16 protein-coding genes, 1 other RNA gene and 1 pseudogene are annotated in these 16,500 nt (G+C 60.6%); 9 read left to right on the forward strand and 9 right to left on the reverse strand.

What is annotated here, in order from left to right; all coding sequences use genetic code 11:
• Positions 1-2: 2 nt before the first annotated feature.
• A complete protein-coding gene (gene cuyA / locus QQJ98_RS12190; protein ID WP_284325624.1) occupies positions 3-1,025 on the reverse strand; it encodes a D-cysteate sulfo-lyase in 1,023 nt (340 codons plus the stop codon).
• Positions 1,026-1,146: 121 nt separating this feature from the next.
• On the opposite strand from cuyA, the gene QQJ98_RS12195 reads away from it, so the two are divergent.
• Positions 1,147-2,031: a LysR family transcriptional regulator gene (locus QQJ98_RS12195; RefSeq protein ID WP_284325625.1), complete on the forward strand. Its 885-nt coding sequence runs from the start codon at positions 1,147-1,149 to the stop codon at positions 2,029-2,031.
• 271 nt (positions 2,032-2,302) lie between these two features.
• Positions 2,303-3,025: an SDR family NAD(P)-dependent oxidoreductase gene (locus QQJ98_RS12200; protein ID WP_284325626.1), complete on the forward strand. Its 723-nt coding sequence runs from the start codon at positions 2,303-2,305 to the stop codon at positions 3,023-3,025.
• Here QQJ98_RS12200 and QQJ98_RS12205 read toward each other — a convergent pair.
• Positions 3,018-3,776, reverse strand: a complete 759-nt coding sequence (locus QQJ98_RS12205; protein WP_284325627.1) for an N-acyl homoserine lactonase family protein — start codon at positions 3,774-3,776, stop codon at positions 3,018-3,020. The two genes, QQJ98_RS12200 and QQJ98_RS12205, sit on opposite strands and share 8 nt — an antisense overlap.
• 36 nt (positions 3,777-3,812) lie before the next feature.
• On the opposite strand from QQJ98_RS12205, the pseudogene QQJ98_RS12210 reads away from it, so the two are divergent.
• A pseudogene (locus QQJ98_RS12210) lies at positions 3,813-4,946 on the forward strand (aminotransferase class I/II-fold pyridoxal phosphate-dependent enzyme).
• A gap of 130 nt (positions 4,947-5,076) precedes the next feature.
• Here QQJ98_RS12210 and ffs read toward each other — a convergent pair.
• Positions 5,077-5,174, reverse strand: an RNA gene (gene ffs, locus QQJ98_RS12215) — signal recognition particle sRNA small type.
• A gap of 144 nt (positions 5,175-5,318) precedes the next feature.
• On the reverse strand, positions 5,319-6,179 hold the full coding sequence (locus QQJ98_RS12220) for a zinc-ribbon domain-containing protein (RefSeq protein ID WP_284325628.1): 861 nt from the start codon (positions 6,177-6,179) through the stop codon (positions 5,319-5,321).
• 164 nt (positions 6,180-6,343) lie between these two features.
• On the opposite strand from QQJ98_RS12220, the gene QQJ98_RS12225 reads away from it, so the two are divergent.
• From QQJ98_RS12225 to QQJ98_RS12245, 5 genes are all read left to right on the forward strand, one after another.
• Positions 6,344-7,015: a cell division ATP-binding protein FtsE gene (locus tag QQJ98_RS12225; RefSeq protein WP_284325629.1), complete on the forward strand. Its 672-nt coding sequence runs from the start codon at positions 6,344-6,346 to the stop codon at positions 7,013-7,015.
• Entirely contained in the window at positions 7,012-7,914 is a 903-nt protein-coding gene (locus QQJ98_RS12230; RefSeq protein WP_284325630.1) for a cell division protein FtsX, read from the forward strand. Before QQJ98_RS12225 ends, QQJ98_RS12230 begins: the two co-directional genes overlap by 4 nt.
• Positions 7,914-8,654, forward strand: coding sequence for a lysophospholipid acyltransferase family protein (locus QQJ98_RS12235; protein WP_284325631.1), 741 nt, complete (start codon positions 7,914-7,916; stop codon positions 8,652-8,654). The genes QQJ98_RS12230 and QQJ98_RS12235 overlap by 1 nt, the downstream gene beginning before the upstream one ends.
• A complete protein-coding gene (locus QQJ98_RS12240; protein ID WP_284325632.1) occupies positions 8,651-8,983 on the forward strand; it encodes a TfoX/Sxy family protein in 333 nt (110 codons plus the stop codon). The genes QQJ98_RS12235 and QQJ98_RS12240 overlap by 4 nt, the downstream gene beginning before the upstream one ends.
• 99 nt (positions 8,984-9,082) lie before the next feature.
• Positions 9,083-9,724 (forward strand): MSMEG_1061 family FMN-dependent PPOX-type flavoprotein, encoded by a 642-nt coding sequence (locus tag QQJ98_RS12245; protein WP_284325633.1) that lies wholly within the window; start codon positions 9,083-9,085, stop codon positions 9,722-9,724.
• A gap of 40 nt (positions 9,725-9,764) precedes the next feature.
• On the opposite strand, the gene QQJ98_RS12250 is transcribed toward QQJ98_RS12245, so the two are convergent.
• The 3 genes from QQJ98_RS12250 to QQJ98_RS12260 all read right to left on the reverse strand — a co-directional run bounded on the left by QQJ98_RS12250 (position 9,765) and on the right by QQJ98_RS12260 (position 13,384).
• The gene (locus QQJ98_RS12250; protein ID WP_284325634.1) at positions 9,765-10,823 is read right to left on the reverse strand and encodes a Hint domain-containing protein; all 1,059 of its coding nucleotides are present in this window, start codon (positions 10,821-10,823) and stop codon (positions 9,765-9,767) included.
• Between the two features lie 267 nt (positions 10,824-11,090).
• A complete protein-coding gene (locus QQJ98_RS12255) occupies positions 11,091-12,050 on the reverse strand; it encodes an acetyl-CoA carboxylase carboxyltransferase subunit alpha (protein WP_284325635.1) in 960 nt (319 codons plus the stop codon).
• Between the two features lie 374 nt (positions 12,051-12,424).
• Positions 12,425-13,384: an L-malyl-CoA/beta-methylmalyl-CoA lyase gene (locus QQJ98_RS12260; protein ID WP_284325636.1), complete on the reverse strand. Its 960-nt coding sequence runs from the start codon at positions 13,382-13,384 to the stop codon at positions 12,425-12,427.
• Between the two features lie 344 nt (positions 13,385-13,728).
• Between QQJ98_RS12260 and QQJ98_RS12265 the strand changes: the two genes are divergently transcribed.
• A complete protein-coding gene (locus tag QQJ98_RS12265; protein ID WP_284325637.1) occupies positions 13,729-14,589 on the forward strand; it encodes a D-amino-acid transaminase in 861 nt (286 codons plus the stop codon).
• A gap of 48 nt (positions 14,590-14,637) precedes the next feature.
• Here the strand turns inward: QQJ98_RS12265 and QQJ98_RS12270 are convergent, their stop codons facing one another.
• Complete coding sequence (locus QQJ98_RS12270; RefSeq protein WP_284325638.1) at positions 14,638-15,582, reverse strand: calcium-binding protein; 945 nt, start codon at positions 15,580-15,582, stop codon at positions 14,638-14,640.
• A 128-nt stretch (positions 15,583-15,710) separates the two neighbouring features.
• Positions 15,711-16,448 (reverse strand): N-formylglutamate amidohydrolase, encoded by a 738-nt coding sequence (locus QQJ98_RS12275; protein ID WP_284325639.1) that lies wholly within the window; start codon positions 16,446-16,448, stop codon positions 15,711-15,713.
• Positions 16,449-16,500: the final 52 nt, after the last annotated feature.

Consider the following 16,500-nt stretch of genomic DNA (forward strand, 5'->3'; position numbering starts at 1 on the left):
GATCAGGCCACCACCAAGGCTTTGTTGCCATCGGCAAACACCGCGTCATAGCCGAACAGCGCAGCCGAGCCGCCGGTATGAAGGAACACCACCCGCTCTCCCTTCTTGAACTTGCCTTTGCGGCAGTAATCAATCAGACCCGCCGCGCCCTTGCCGGAATAGACTGGGTCGAGCAGGATGCCTTCCAGTTGCGCGAACATGCGAATAGCTTCCAGCGTATCGTCGCGCGGGATGCCATAACCTGCGCCGACATAGCTGCTGTCGGCAACCACATCGCCGCGCGCGACGACGCAGGGACAGCCCAGCTTTTCCGCCGTTTTCAGCGCCAGCGCGAACACGTTTTCTTCCTGCTTTTCCTTCGGCGCGCGCACACCGATGCCGGTCAGCGGGATACCCGCATTGATCGCCTTCAGCCCGGTGATCAACCCGGCTTGCGTGCCAGCCGAGCCGGTCGCCGTCACCAGATGATCAATCACCAGACTGCGGTCATTGGCTTGGCCCACCAACTCAAACGCGCAGTTGACATAGCCCAGCGCCCCGGTCGCGTTAGAGCCACCGCCGGGGATTAGGTAGACCTTGCGCCCCTCGCCCCGCAGACGCTCGGCCACCATCTCCATCTCGGCCTGCATATCGCGGCCGCCTGCGCGTTTTGAGGTGGTAGCCCCATGCAAGTGGTCCAGCAGCACATTGCCGTTGCCGTTGTAATTGGCGTCATTCGACCCGGTGCGATCTTCCAGCAGGATATGGCAGCCCATCCCCAGCTTGGCCGCAAAAGCCGCCGTCTGGCGCGCGTGGTTGGATTGCGTGGCGCCCTGCGTCATCACCGTATCCGCGCCCATAGCCTGCGCTTCGGCCATCAAAAACTCCAGCTTGCGGGTCTTGTTGCCGCCCGTCGACAGGCCCGTGCAGTCATCGCGCTTGATCCAGATTTCCGGCCCGCCCAGTTCCTTCGACAAGCGATCCAGTTTTTCCAAAGGCGTCGGAAGATGCGCCAGATGAACGCGGGGAAAACGGGCGAGGTGCATGGCAGTTCCTTGTCTACTTGGATGGTCTAACTTGTATGATTTGATCCTCACACAGATTAATCGGCGTGGCTAATGCGAAATATTTGAAGTATGATGCAAGTCTTGCAAGTTATGGGGCATCATGCGGCTGGAATGGCTGGAAGACATTTTGGCAATCGCCGAAACCGGGTCGTTCAGCGGCGCGGCAGAGCGGCGGCGGTTGACGCAATCGGCATTTTCGCGCCGGATCAGACAGATCGAAGATTATGTCGGCGTGGAACTGTTCGACCGCGACCACAAGCCGATCCGGCTGCAAGCCACCACTTTGGCCCAAAGCGAACAGATCCTGACCTTGGTCTCTGGCTTGCGACAGTTGCTGGTCGATCTGCGGCGAGGCGAGCGGATGACCAGCAACAAGGTGGTCATTGCCTGCCAACATTCGCTGACCGCCATGCGGATCCCGTCAATTCTGCAACAACTGCCCATCCAGCACGACACTATGCAGGTGCGGCTGCGCTCGGCCAATCTGGATGAATGTACCGGTCTGTTGTTGTCGCGCCAAGCAGATGTGGCCATCGTCTATCAACTGCCCGAAGAGTCCGGCGATTTTAATGCCGACTTTCTAGAGATCATCACCATTGGCACCGATCGCCTGATCCCCGTGTTCAACAGACCATTCGCGCAAATCGCGGTGGATGGCCCTGATATCCCCTATATCGCCTATCCACCGGATGTGTTTTTCGGCAGGGTGATGGCGCGGCGCATTTTGCCGTTTCTTGATGCGGACATTCATTTCACGCCGAAAGTCGAAACTGCTTTGACCCTTGCTGCGGTGGAAATGGCGGTCGCGGGCGTTGGCGTCGCTTGGGTGCCGAATTCTCTGGCCCAAAGCCGAATTGCCACGGGGCAGTTGGTGCAGCTGTCGGCAGACCTTCCGGCCTGCAATTTGCAGATCACCGCAATGCGGTTGGAGGGAAATCCAAACGCGGCGGGCACGGCACTCTGGACACAATTGCTTATGCTGTGAACGCCCCCCCTAAATGACGAGATGAACCGGGCTTGGTCTGTCGCAATCTGGTCTAGGCTGGTTCCACGGCCATTAGGGCAGTTTCCAGCGCTACCCGGTCGATTGCTTCGGCTCGCGTGGGTGGGATGTTCACGATGGCAAACATGAGACAGCGTTGGGATGCTGCCCCCACCAAGTTGCGCCGACCAATATGCGCTGCACCTTGCGCAAGCTGGTCTAATAGTGCTGGTGTCCGCATGAAACGTGGGTCAACCGGAAAAGTGGGCGGGAAATGGCGAGAATAGCGGTCGTGACGGGTGCAGCGGGCGGTCTTGGGCGGGCAATCAGCGCCAAATTGCGCGCTGACGGGCTGCATGTGGTGGGGCTGGATATTGATGCGGTGGGCTTGCAAAGCATGGCGGGCCCCGGTTTCACCGGCCATGTCACCGATCTGACCGATACAGCCGCCATTCAAGCCACCTTCGCGCAGATTGCCCAAGAGCATGGCGGCATTGATGCGCTGGTGAACAATGCAGGCACCTGTTTCATGTCGGACTTCCCCGATATTCCGCCGCAAGAGCTTGATCGGCAAATGTCGCTCAATTTCTCGGGCGCGTTCCATTGCTGTCAGGCTGCGATCAAGTTGATGCTTGGCCGGGACGGCGTGCGCAAAATCGTCAACATCAGCTCGAATGGAGCATATAATTTTGACGTTTTTGACCCGCCGCATTATCGCGCCTCTAAAGCGGCTCTGGACACGCTGACCAAGGATCTTGCACGCCGCTATGCCCGCGACAAGATCGCTGTGAATTCGCTTGCACCCGCGATGACAGAAACACCGCTGTTCAAGGTGTTGACCGAGGATGTGCTGGCCCGCGCCATTTCTGCAATGCCGCACGGCCATGCGATGCAACCGGCCGAGGTTGCGGCTTGGGTCGGGTTTCTGATCTCATCTGCCGGGGATATTTGCAGCGGAAATGTGATCATTCTCAATCAGGGCCGCGACGTCAGGTAAACCAGTCCGGGGCTTTGCGCAAATCCGGCCATTGCTGCGGGCTGTGGCCATAGATCACCAGCGCATCCCGCTGCTGGGCCAAGGACATGATCCGCGCGCCGTGCGAAATGGCCAGAGGCACATTCCAAGACCCCGCAAAGCCCTCGTCAATCTCGGCTGCCCGGCTGATCGCATCCGAGGTCAGCAGCACCCAACCCGTGTCGGGCAACTTGACCATAAACGCCAGTTGCCCCGGCGCGTGTCCCGGACACAACAACACCTCAAACCCCGGCGCCAAACTGAAATCCTGCGTCACCAGATGATAGTCGCGCAACGGCCATTCCATCGCCTGCTTGCCCGACCAATACAGCGGACGCGGCAAATCACGCTCGGCCTTTGCAATCAGGATCGGCACGCCCGGAAAACCGTCCATGTGGCCAACATGGTCGATATGCGTGTGGCTTTGGATCATCAACGTGACATCAGCTGTTGAAAGCCCCAGCTTGGCAAGCTGCGCGTGGGGGGTATTTTCCGGCGTTATGCGCAAAACCCGGCCAAAGCTGCCAAGCCCGTCTTCAAGTGTCGCGGCTTCGGCGTCGTCGACATATTTCTCGGGAAATCCGGTGTCGATCAGCACGACCTCTCCAGCATCGGTCTGCACGGCAAAGCCGCAGATCCCGATCGTGCGCGGGCCGGAATGGACCTCGAACAGGCCATAATCCAGCACAGCCAACCGAATGGGTTTCCCCTTCAGCAAAATCTCATCCATCATCGCGTCACCCCCGCCGAAAAGAGATGGAGTGTCCGGTTGAAAGTCAAGATCCACGCGCTGTTTGAGTATCTGCTTGAAACCACAGAAGCAGCGCCTGAGGCGATTGTTGGGTTCTCGCTGTCTGCTTCGCCCAAACTGGGTGACTATCTGGCCGATCTCGACCCAAACCAATCGCTTGATTGGAACGGCCGCGACTTTCGCGGTCTGCCAGAGTTGCGCGAGCAGGTTCTGGCCCAAGCCGGTCTGACCGGCATCTGCACTCCTGCCGATGTGCTGATCACCGCAGGCGCTGCCGAGGCGAATTACCTGTCGATCCTGCAGCGCCTGCAGCCCGGCGAGCGGATCGTGATCGAAACCCCCGGCTGGCCCCAAGCCGAAGTGCTGGCCAAAGCCAAAGGTGCCGAAATCGTCAAGGTGGCGCGGTCAGAAGCCGAGGGTTGGCGTCTGCCGCTTGATCGGCTTGCGGCGGCGGTGACACCCGGCACGCGCATGGTGTTTTTAACCAACCCGAACAACCCAACCGGCAATCTCATGTCGGCTGCCGAATAGGCCGAGGTGGTGGCGATTGCTGATCGCGTCGGCGCGTGGCTTTTGGTGGACGAGGTTTATGCGGGCTTGGAATGGGACGGCCCGCGCGCGCCTTCTGTCGCAGGACTATATGCACGCGGCATCACCACCGGATCGGTCAGCAAAGCCTTGGGCCTGCAGGGTCTGCGCACCGGGTGGATTATCTGCCCCGACGCAGAGCATATGCGGGACACGCTGATCTTGCGCGAAAACTCCAGTGAAATCATGAATATCATGGGTGAGGTGATTGCTGAAATCGCCCTGCGGCCCGGCCATTATGCGACAGCGCTCGCCCGCGCGCGCGCCGAAGGTGCGGCCAATCTGGCGCAGATGAAGGACTGGCTGGCCACACAGGATCTGCTGTCTTGGGTGCCGCCGAATGCCGGCCTGATCGGCCTTGCCCGCCTGCCCGAGGGTCTTGACAGCGAGGCCTTCGTCCGACAATTGCTTGCCCCGCCTTATCGCACCTTCCTGTTGCCGGGCAGCGCCTATGATCTGCCAAGCCACATTCGGTTGGGCGTTGGCGGTGGCGCGGCTGTGCGGCTTCAAGACGGGCTCAATCAAGTCGCCCAAGGGCTGAGTGATTGGCGCAAGACGCGCTAAGCTTCTGCATATACCTGACGGGACACACTGAATTGTCTGAAGATTTCGGGTAAAACCTTGGGGCCATCCGCCATCCAGCCGCGACCTGCACAAAACATGGATGAAAGCAGAGATAAAACTGGAGGGATAAAGGTGAGAGGCTGACAACGACCCAAGCGGGTCTCGTTACGGCTGCTTCCTTCCGGACCTGACCGGGTTGGCGAGGCGCTTACCCGCGCCAACCTCTCACGATGTGATATAGGCGGGCGGAATTGGATTCGCAAGGCTTAGCAACCGCAGCTTTATCGTCACGGATTGCGGATGGCGCGCGGCCAACAGCGTTCAGGCAATAACACGCGGGCCGCTAGGTTGCGCCAAAAACCTAGGGGCAGATCAGGCCGAACCGCCCGCCAGCCCTTTCAAAAATGCGATGGCGGATTTCAGCAAACCATCCACAGCAACCCGCCCCGCATCAACCGCCGCAACAAAAGCGTTCAGCGTGCCTGCCGCTGCCGGAAACTGCTGAGCCAGCTTTGGCGCCATCACATAGGCCGCAAGCAGCGCCACCGCGATCACCAAAGTCAGCGCAAACCCCGAGCGAAAGCTGGATTTCTTGCCAGCGTCATCGTCCAACGGCTCGGCGATCGCCGACGACGAACCCGCGCGGCGTTCGGAACTGGCGCGCAGGGTCGAGTTGATTTCCTCAATCTCGGGCAGCATTTCGCGGCGGGTCTGCGGCTTGATCGCAGGCTCTGGTGCGCCATTCAGCCGGGCCAGACGGCGGGCAACCCCTGCTGTCGCGGGCTGCTCCAGCCCCATCTCGCTTTGGGTTTCCACCGCCGGGGCTTCGATCTTGCGGGCCTCAACCTCGCGCTCGGCTTCTTCACGCAAAACCGCAAGCACGCTTTCGTCGATGCTGCGCGGGGCATAAGCGGGCGCAGGCGGGGCGGTGTCTGCTTTCGCTGCGGCCTCGGTCAGATCGGCGGTGGCAGCGGGCTGCTCAGACGCAGGCGGTGCAGCCTGCATTTGCGCCGCAACCGGTGCCACCCCCACGGATGTTGCTAACGGTGCCCCGCCGACACTTGGGGGCGCATCAAACAGCGCCTGTTCAGCGGCAATTTCAGCTTCAACTTCGGGGGCCATCTGAAACCACGCATGGCCGCAGTTCGAGCATTGCACATCACGGCCGCTGTCGGGGATCGCCCCGGCGTCAACCTCATATTCCGCATCGCAATTCGGGCAGATAAGGCGCATGTTCACAGTCCGGGGTCATTTCAAAGATGTAGGCTGCCAATCTGTAGCAACGAAGCCCAGCTTCGGGAAGCCTTTGTCGCAATTGTTGCCCAGAAGCGATTGAATCCGTTGCAGGCTTGGGCAATGGTGCAACGCAATATCGGGCTTAACAAGGATAAACCGCCGTGATCGCCTTCGACAATGTGGCCTATAGCTACGGCGGAGGCGAATTGCTGTCCGAGATCACGCTGCGGCTTGCGCCGGGATCGTTTCATTTTCTGACCGGGCCGTCCGGGGCGGGCAAATCGACGTTTCTAAAGCTGTGCTATGGCGATCTGATGCCCAGCGCCGGGCGGATCACCCTGTTCGACCGCGACCTGCGCAGTCTGAGCCGCGATGACATCGCGCTGACCCGGCGGAGGATTGGCATGGTGCAACAGGATTGCCAGTTTCTCGACCATCTGCCGCTGGCTGCCAATGTGGCCCTGCCGCTGATGGTGGCGGGCAAACCTACGGTGCCGCAGGATCTCAGCGACCTGTTGGGCTGGGTCGGGCTGGGGCAGTTGGCAGATGCCAAACCGCCGTCGCTGTCGGGGGGCGAGCGGCAACGCGCAGCGCTTGCCCGCGCCATCATCATCGGCCCCGATGTGGTGCTGGCAGATGAGCCGACCGGCAATCTGGATTGGGAAATGTCCCTGCGGCTGCTGACCCTGCTGGTCGAGCTGAACCGCATGGGCAAGACCGTGCTGATTGCGACGCATGATCTGAACCTGATCCGGCAGGCGAAATCCTTGGTCGCGTCACGGGTGCTGCGGATCTCAAAGCGTCGGGTGCAGCTGGCGGGGGCCGATCTATGAGCTTGCTGTCGCTGATCAAGCCAGATCGCCAAGCCGACCGGCAAGCAGACCGCGTGGTGCCGCCTTCGGGCCATACCGCATGGCTGACCTCGTTCACGGCGGGGGCTATGGCTTTTCTGGCGGTGTTCGCTCTGGCGTTGTCGCTGGCGGCGGGACGGCTGGCGGATCGCTGGTCGGATGCGCTGGAACGCACGGCGACGGTGCGGCTCTCCGCGCCCGAAGATCAGATGGATCTGCAGACCAAAGCCGTGCTTGCGGTGCTGACAACCACGCCCGGCATCGCCAGCGCGCGTGCGATGACCGACGCCGAACAGCGCGCGTTGCTGGAACCATGGTTCGGCCCCGATCTGCCGGTGGATGCGCTGCCGCTGCCCCGGCTGATCGAGCTGACCGAAACCGGCGCAGGCTATGATGGCGAAGGCCTGCGCCAGCGCCTGATGGCCGAAGCCCCCGGTGCAGTGCTGGATGATCACACCCGTTGGCGCAGGCCGCTCGCGGTGGCGGCCAGCCGGTTGCGCTTGCTTGGCCTGCTGTCCATCGGCCTGATTGGCACTGCGACGGCGGCGATGATCACCCTTGCCGCCAGCGCAGCCCTTGCCGCCAATGCGCAAGTGGTGCGCGTGCTGCGCCAGGTTGGCGCACGCGATGCCTATATCGCCCGCGCCTTCGTGCGCCGCTTTACCCTGCGCGCGATCTCGGGGGCGGCAGGTGGCACGCTGCTGGGGATGATCGGCGTGGCTTTGCTGCCCTCGACCGACAGTGCCGGCGGGTTTCTGACCGGGCTTGGCTTTCAGGGCATAAGCTGGCTTTATCCGCTGGCACTGCCGCCCTTGGTTGCCATCGTCGCCTTTGCCGCCACCCGCGCCGCCGCCTTCCGCAAATTACGAGAGCTGACCTGATGCGCACATCCCCCCTGTGGCGACCGATCCAATGGCTGCTGTCGCTGATCTTCATTCTGCAAATGTATCTCGCCATGCTGGTGATCGGCATCGCCTATCTGCCCTATGCCGTGCTGAACCGCGATGGTGCCGCCGCCGCCTGCCATGCCTTTTGCAAATGGGTGCGGCTGTCGCTGTGGCTGCTTTGTGGCCTGCGCACCGAAATTCGCGGCACGGTGCCGCAGGGTGAGGTGCTGATCGCCCCGAAACATCAAAGCTTTCTCGACATCATCCTGATCTATGGCGCCCTGCCCCGCGCGAAATTCATCATGAAGGCAGAGCTGCGCTTTGCCCCGATCTTGGGCTGGTACGCGCTGCGCATCGGCTGCGTTCCGGTCAATCGCGGCAAACGCGGCGCTGCGATCACCAAGATGATGTCGGATGTAAGGTCCGGCCTTGCCCGCCCCGGCCAGCTGATCATCTACCCACAAGGCACCCGCACCGCCCCCGGCGAGGTGTTGCCCTACAAGATTGGCACCGCCGCACTCTACAGCCAACTCGGCCAGCCCTGCGTGCCGGTCGGCACCAATGTCGGGCTGTTCTGGCCCAAACACGGCCTGATGCGCCATCCCGGCACCGGAGTGGTGGATTTCCTGCCCGCGATCCCGCCCGGCCTGTCGAACGCCGAGTTCATGGCGCAGCTGGAAGCACGGGTCGAGACCAGCTCGAACGCGCTGATGGCCGAGGCGGGCTATCCATGAGCACCTCCGCCGCCACCATCGACCATATCCTCGACACCATCCCGCTGACCCTGACAGTCAAAAAGATGTTCGGCGAATATGCCCTCTATCTTGACGGCATCGTGGTCGCTTTCATCTGCGACGACACCTTGTTCATCAAACCAACCCCCGGCGCCAATGCCCTGCTGCCAGAGGCGCCGCGCGGCCCCGCCTATCCCGGCAGCAAAGATTATATCGTCGGATCAGAAAGCCTCGACGATCCCGATCTGTGCGCCCGCGCGCTGCGCGCCGTCGCCGCAGATGCCCCGCCGCCAAAACCCAAGAAACCGAAAAAGCAGAAAACACCCTAAGCCAAAGCCCCGCCTTTGGGCATTTGTCACACCCCGGTCATCCTCTCTGTCTAAATATCCCCGCCGGAGGCCCTTTGGCCAAGCACGCAAGGCAAGCCCATGAAGACCCCGATCAATACCCCGACATGGATCACCACTCTGGACGATCTGCACAGCCATTACGGCACGCCGGCAAAGCCCGCGCTGGCCAAAGTGGCAGACCATCTCACCCCCGCTTATGCCGCCTTCATCGCGGCCTCGCGGTTCTGCATCCTGTCCACGGTTGGCCCCGAAGGCACCGACGGCAGCCCGCGCGGCGACGAGAAGCCTGTGGTCGTGCCACTTGACGCCCAGACCCTCTTGATGCCCGACTGGAAGGGCAATGAGCGGATCGACAGCCTGCGCAATATCATCCGCGATGGCCGGGTGTCGCTGATCTTTCTGGTGCCCGGCTCGACCACGGCTGTGCGGGTCAATGGCACCGCACGGATCACGGCCGACCCTGATCTGTGCGCCCGGTTTGATCGCATCCAACCCAGTGGCGCAGTCGCCCAGCCGCGCGCGGTCATCGTGATCCGCGTGGCAGAGGTTTACTCGCAATGCGCCCGCGCGCTGCAACGCTCGGCGCTGTGGACCGCGCCGCATGTTGAAAACCTGCCGACGGCGGGGCAGATGCTGCAGGATGCCACCGCAGGCGCGATCAATGGCGCAGACTACGACAGCGAACGTGCCACCCGCGCACATCTGGGCTGGTGGAGCTAACCACGCCAGCCCAACCACCTGCCTGCCCCTGCGCGCCCGCTCAGGACGCCAGCTGCGTCAGCAACCGCGCCTCTTGCGGCTTGATCACCGGGCGGGCGGTCTGCGCAAAGACCAGTTGCAAACTGGCCAGATCGGGGAACAGCCGCAGCAATTCAGTGCGGGCCTCGCGCTCGACCCCGGCCAAGGACAACCGGGTGGGAAAGAAGCTTTCGCACAAAGCCCCGTCCGAGCAGACGATCTGATGCCCGTCCAGCAGGAAATGCACATAGCAGACCGGCGCTGCCGCCCCGGCCTGCCGGATAGATCCGCCATTGATCAAACTATGCGCGGCAACCAGCACCTCTGACTGGCCAAACAGCAATTCAGCCTGCCAACCCGTCAGCAGCATGCGATGTTGCGGCGACACGGCAAGGCGGCGCTGTGGAATGACATGCCCCAAACTGGTTTGCCCCAAGCTGCCCGGATCAAACACCACCGGGCGCAGCCGGGCATCGGCCTCTTGCTCGGCCACCGAGACGGCGCGGCTGGCAATCCAGCGCACCGGCTGCAAGCCACCGTCCAGCGTCCAGACCAGATCACCCGGTTGCAGGCTTTCGACCGCCCGCGCGCCCCTGTCGGTTTCAATCAATGTGCCCGCCGCAAAGCAGACCAGCATTGAGATGTTGTCAACAATCGCGCCAAGGCTGTCATCCAGCCCAAGTTCGGTAAAGCGCAGCGTATAATCCCCCGCGCCGGGAAAGCTGACGCTTAACGATTGCGCCGTGAAGCTGGCTGCGGTGGGCAGGTAATCTTGCGTCGCAATCACCGTGCCGCTGGCGTCCAGCACTTCAACACGAAAGCCCTCGACCCCCGCATTTCCCAGCGAATCCGTGCGCAAAGCGGTGTCAAAGGTCAGGGTTGCGGTCTGGGCATGGGCGATCTGAAACACTTGTTCCATCACCGTGGTCTGGCCGGTCTGGCCATCCATCTCGGCCACCCGATTGACCGATCCATTGCCCAGATAGGCAGACTCGGCATAGGTGGTCTCAAGGTCAGTGCCGGTCCATCCGGCGCTGCCCGCGTCGAATGAACCGTTCTGAATAACGTCGGTTTGTGCCATGGCAACCCACTAATCTACAATTTCACTCTGCAGATTTCATAAGCCAAGGCGGTGCAAACCCCGTGTTCAAACTGTGGCGGAATGACGGCTTACGCGACGAGGCTTGCGGTTATGCCCTGATTTGCAAGGCCCGACGCAACCTGTGGGTGATCGCCGCACAACACAAACCCGCCATGGTTCAGGATATAGTTAAGGCCGGGTAAACACCCGGCCTCAAGTTATTGATTCGTTTGGATCGGGAAGTTTGTCCACGCGTGGACAGCGGTTTCAGGCCGCCAGACCCTTGCTGCCCATATCGAGGAATTTCTGCCGCCGATCCCTGATCAAAGCCTCGGGCTTTTTGCCGGACAGCTCTTTCAGCATGGTCTCAATCGCCTTGCCAACCGCCTCGACGGTTTCCTTGCGGCCACGCTGCGCGCCGCCCATAGGCTCTTTCACGATGCGGTCGATCACGCCCAGCTTTTGCAGATCCTGCGCCGTCAGCCGCAACGCCTCGGCGGCCTCGCGCATCTTTTCGGCATCCTTCCACAGGATCGACGCGCAGCCTTCCGGGCTGATCACCGAGTAAACCGAATGTTCCAGCATCGCGATGCGGTTTGCCGTGGCAAAGGCCACCGCCCCGCCCGAGCCACCCTCGCCGATGATCACCGAAATCAGAGGCACGCCAATTTCCAGACATTTCGCGGTGGACCGCGCAATCGCCTCTGCCTGCCCGCGTTCTTCTGCGCCCTTGCCCGGATAAGCGCCGGGGGTGTCGATCAGCGTGATCACCGGCAACTGAAAGCGATGCGCCATATCCATCAACCGCACGGCCTTGCGATAGCCTTCAGGCCGCGCCATGCCGAAATTACGCTCGATCCGGCTTTTGGTGTCGTTGCCTTTTTCGTGGCCAATCACCATCACCGGCGTGTCGTTAAAGCGCGCAAGCCCGCCCATCACCGCATGATCATCCGAAAAGCCGCGGTCACCGGCCAGCGGGGTGTATTCCTGAAACAGCTGTTCGATGTAGTCCTTGGCATGCGGGCGCTCGGGGTGCCGCGCCACCTGACATTTCCGCCACGGCGTCAGATCCTTGTACAGATCCTTCAGCAGCTGCTCGGCCTTGCGGTCAAGTTGCTCGGCCTCTTTGGTGACATCCATCCCCGTATTGGTCCGCGCCATCGCGCGCAACTCTTCAGCCTTGCCTTCAATTTCGGCCAAAGGCTTCTCGAATTCGAGGTAGTTCATCGAGCACTCCATCTTGCGCAAGGCTTTCTATATGGCCGCCTACCACAGAAATTGCAACCGACGAGGCATCGCCGCCCCGCGCCAGTCCGTTCGGGCGGATTTGCTGTCGGTTGGGATGGGATCAGCGGCTGGGAAAAACCGTGGGGCGCAGGCCACTAGACCGACCACAGCCCAAACCCCAAGGCCCCAGAAACAGCACAGCCCCGTGCGTTAACACGGGGCGTGCATCCTCCCGAGGATGCGGCATCGGGCCTCCTCTCCCTTTGCCGCGCGGGTAGTTTTTCGTCAATCTTGGGACATGTTGTCGCATGTCGTGGCGTCACATTGGCGATACAAAACACACGAGTCAACAACATCTTTTTCGTGGTCAAATCTTAAGCGGCGGCGATCATTTCCGCCTGTTTGACGATCACTTCCGCCTGTTTGATCGAGGCGATGTCCACCAGACGACCTTTATAGACCGTCGCCCCCTCACCACGCGCCTTAGCATCCGCCATCGCCGCCAGAATCTCGCGCGCTTCGGTCACTGCGGCGTCGGATGGGGTGAACACTTCGTTTGCCAAAGCGATCTGCTTGGGATGAATCGCCCATTTGCCAACCATGCCCAATGTGGCCGAGCGCCGGGCCTGCGCGCGAAAGCCTTCATCATCGCTGAAATCGCCAAACGGGCCGTCGACCGGCAGCAACCCATGTGTGCGGCAGGCGGCGACGATGGCGGCCTGCGCCCAGTGCCACGGATCGGACCAATGCCGCTGGCCGTCCCGCAACATATAGTAGTTTTCCTGCGTGCCGCCGATACCCGTGGTTTGCATCCCCATCGAGGCCGCAAAATCCGCCGCCCCCAAAGACATCGCCTGCAGGCGCGGAGAGGATGCCGCGATATCTTCGACATGCGCGATACCGGCTGCGGATTCGATGATCACCTCAAACGCGATGGGTTTGGTGCGGCCCTTTGCGCGCTCGATCGCCGTCACCAGCGCATCCACCGCATAGACATCCGCCGCACAGCCCACCTTGGGGATCATGATCATATCCAGCCGGTCGCCCGCTTGCTCCAGCAGATCGACCACATCCCGATACCAATAGGGCGTATCAAGGCCATTGATTCGCACAGAAAGGGTTTTGCGGCCCCAATCCAGATCATTGATTGCGGTGATCATCTGCGCGCGGGCGCTGGCTTTGTCAGAGGGTGCCACCGAATCTTCGAGATCAATATTGATCACATCCGCCGCCGAAGCCGCCATTTTGGCAAACAACGCCGGGCGCGAGCCGGGGCCGAACAGCTGGCAGCGGTTGGGACGTGCGGGCGGGCTGGGTTGCAGACGGAAGGACATTTTGCCTCGCAATGATATTTCACAGACTTTCATGCGTTTGGTATATTCTTGCGCCGTAATCAGCAAGTTGAATTTGCAACTGCAGCATTATCGCCGCTGAAAATCGCAAATCTTTCGAACTTTCTTCGCCTAGGACTTCTTTCCGCATCAACTCTTGGAATTTTCCACTGCCATACTGCATATTAGTATAAATTTATTTCACTCCACCGACCATTCAGCGCAATTCCTTGCAAAACCGCGCTGCACAGCAGCGCAACCCCGCCCCGACCTTGACGCCCCGCTGCTTCTGTCTCAAACCCAAGCGCAAAGATGCAGCTTTGCCTGCGGGCTAAGGAGAGATCAGTATGACCAGAACCGTTTACCTCAATGGCGCCTATCTGCCGGAAGCCGAAGCCAAAGTTTCGATCTTTGACCGCGGCTTTCTGATGGCGGATGGCGTCTATGAAGTCACCTCGGTGCTGGATGGCAAGCTGATCGACTTTGGCGGCCATTGTGTGCGCCTTGCCCGCAGCCTGTCAGAGCTTGAGATGCAAAACCCGCACAGCGATGCCGAATGGCTGGCGATCCACCGCGAACTGGTGGCTGTGAACGCCATTGAAGACGGTATGGTCTATCTGCAAGTCACCCGTGGCAATCCGGGGGATCGTGATTTCGCCTATCCGTCCGATGACGTAACCCCGACGGTTGTGCTGTTCACCCAAGCCAAGCCGGGTTTGGCGGATAACCCAGCCGCAAAGGTCGGCATAAAGGTGATCTCGATCCCGGATATTCGCTGGGGGCGGCGCGACATCAAGACGGTGCAGCTTTTGTATCCGTCGATGGGGAAAATGGCTGCGAAAAAGGCCGGGGTGGATGACAGCTGGTTTGTCGAGGATGGCGTGGTGACTGAAGGCACCTCGAACAACGCCTATATCGTCAAGGGCAACAAGATCATCACCCGCCAGCTTTCCAGCGACATCCTGCACGGCATCACCCGCGCCGCAGTGCTGCGCTTTGCGGTTGAGGCACAGATGGAGGTCGAAGAGCGCGCGTTTTCCATCGACGAAGCGCAGGCCGCGGATGAGGCGTTCATCACCTCGGCCAGCGCGTTTGTCATGCCAGTGGTCGAGATTGACGGTGCCGCCGTGGGTGCAGGTAAACCGGGCCATGTCGTAGCCCGGCTGCGCGAGATTTATCTGGACGAAATGCGCAAAGCGGCTGTGTAAAGCTGCGGCCCGGTTTTTCATCGTGGAAAACCGGGCCACGCCAATCCGTCAGTTCTGAATCAGCGTCACTTGCGCAATCGCAAAATTCGTGGCGTTGGTCAGATAGGCAAGCTCGATAGTCTGCGCTGGATCGGTGTTGTTTTCCAAGCCAAGCGTCACATTGCCGGTTGCGGTGTCGGTTTGTGAAAATAGCGTCCATTGCGTCAGATCGGCAATCGCGCTGTCAACATGCAGCTCGAGGCTATCTGCATTGCCGTCATAATCGCCCACGGTGACGGCTTCAGCTTCGTCGCGTTCATGCACGGTGACCATCAGATCATCGCCGGCACCGCCAAGCAAAGTGTCGCCATCATCGCCGACCAAAACATCGTCGCCCGCCCCGCCCGAGACTTGATCCGCCGCATCGTCTGCGGTTTCCCAGCCATCTAACTGGTTGTCGGTCGCCGAAATCTCATCATCGCCATCGCCACCGTCCAGAGTGTTCTCTCCCGCATAATCCCAGATGGAATCATTGCCTGCGCCACCAAAAACCTGATCGTCGCCCAACTGGCCGTAAGCAAATGCATCTTGAGAAATCTCGGGGCTGACCCAGTTGGTGTCATTCCCATCGCCAAGGTCGATGCTGTCATCGCCCTCTTCACCCAGCACGACATCATCGCCGCGTCCACCAAGCAAGGTGTCATCGCCGAAGTAGCCCAGCACGGTATCATCATCCGCGCCACCATTCACATAATCATCGCCAAGGTGACCATCGACGATATCATTGCCAAAGCCGCCCCGGATTGTGTCGTCTCCGGCAAAGCCGACCAGTGAATCATCTCCACCATTGCCCGAGATCACATCCGCCCCGGTGGTGCCAAGAAGGGTGTCATTGCTCTCGCCGCCCGACAACGTATCGCCCGGCTGTTCGGGTTCTGGGTCATCGTTGTGATCATCAGAGCCGGAAAAGGCAAAGCCTAACAAAGGTATGGCAAGCAACAACAAAAATTCCATTCGGGCACCCATAAATTACTCTCGCACTCAGCTAGCTGGGTACAGCGCTGCGTGTCAAATTTTGGCGTAATTTTGCCGCAAATTCACTACAATTTCAAAGTGATGCAGGAATTGTTTCCAAAGCCGCGCTATTCCGTCAGCCCCGCCAACACTTCGGCCAGAATCGGGGCAAGCCGCAGTGCCCAAGCCTGCTGCTCGGCCTCTGTCCCGATCAGATCATTGCGCAGTTCGATCAAAGTGTTGTGCCGCCCCGGCTGCAACGCGTGCATGTCAATCGCGTCGCCGGGAAGATGGCCCGCATAGGGCTCGTTATCGCCAATGCAAAGATCGGCCTCGGCGTGAAGCCGTGCGATCAGCGGTTTGGAAAAACGCTCGTCCAGATGGCTATAAAGCACACCGACATGCCAAGGGCGCGGCGGGCGGCCCTTCAGGCACGGTGTGAAGGAATGGATTGCCAGAATCACCGTGTCCGGTTGCCGTGCGGCAAGCCGCGCATAGGCCGAGTGATAAGGTCGGTAAAGGGTGGCAAGACGGCGCTCGGTTTCCTCGGGTCCGACATGGCGGTTTGCGGGAATGATCGTGCCGTCATAAAGCTTCATCACCAGTGTCGGATCATCCTCGCCACGGTTGGGATCAATCACCAACCGGCTGAAATCCGAACAAATCACCGGGCTGTCGAGCGCTACGCCCAAAGCCCGCGCCAAGCCGGCAGCGCCGACATCATAGGCGATGTGGCGCGCCATATCGGCAGCGCTGATGCCCAAACTGCCGCCCAATTCATCAGGAACCCGGTTGGTTGCATGATCACACGTCACCAACCAGCGCCCCGGCCTGTTTTCGCCCGAAATCGTAAATGCCATGCTCATTCCGTCACAATCCATCAACTTCCGACATTTATGCTACCGCTACCGAAACCGC

Source organism: Cypionkella aquatica, from assembly GCF_030161095.1.
Classification (GTDB): Bacteria; Pseudomonadota; Alphaproteobacteria; order Rhodobacterales; family Rhodobacteraceae; genus Cypionkella; species Cypionkella aquatica.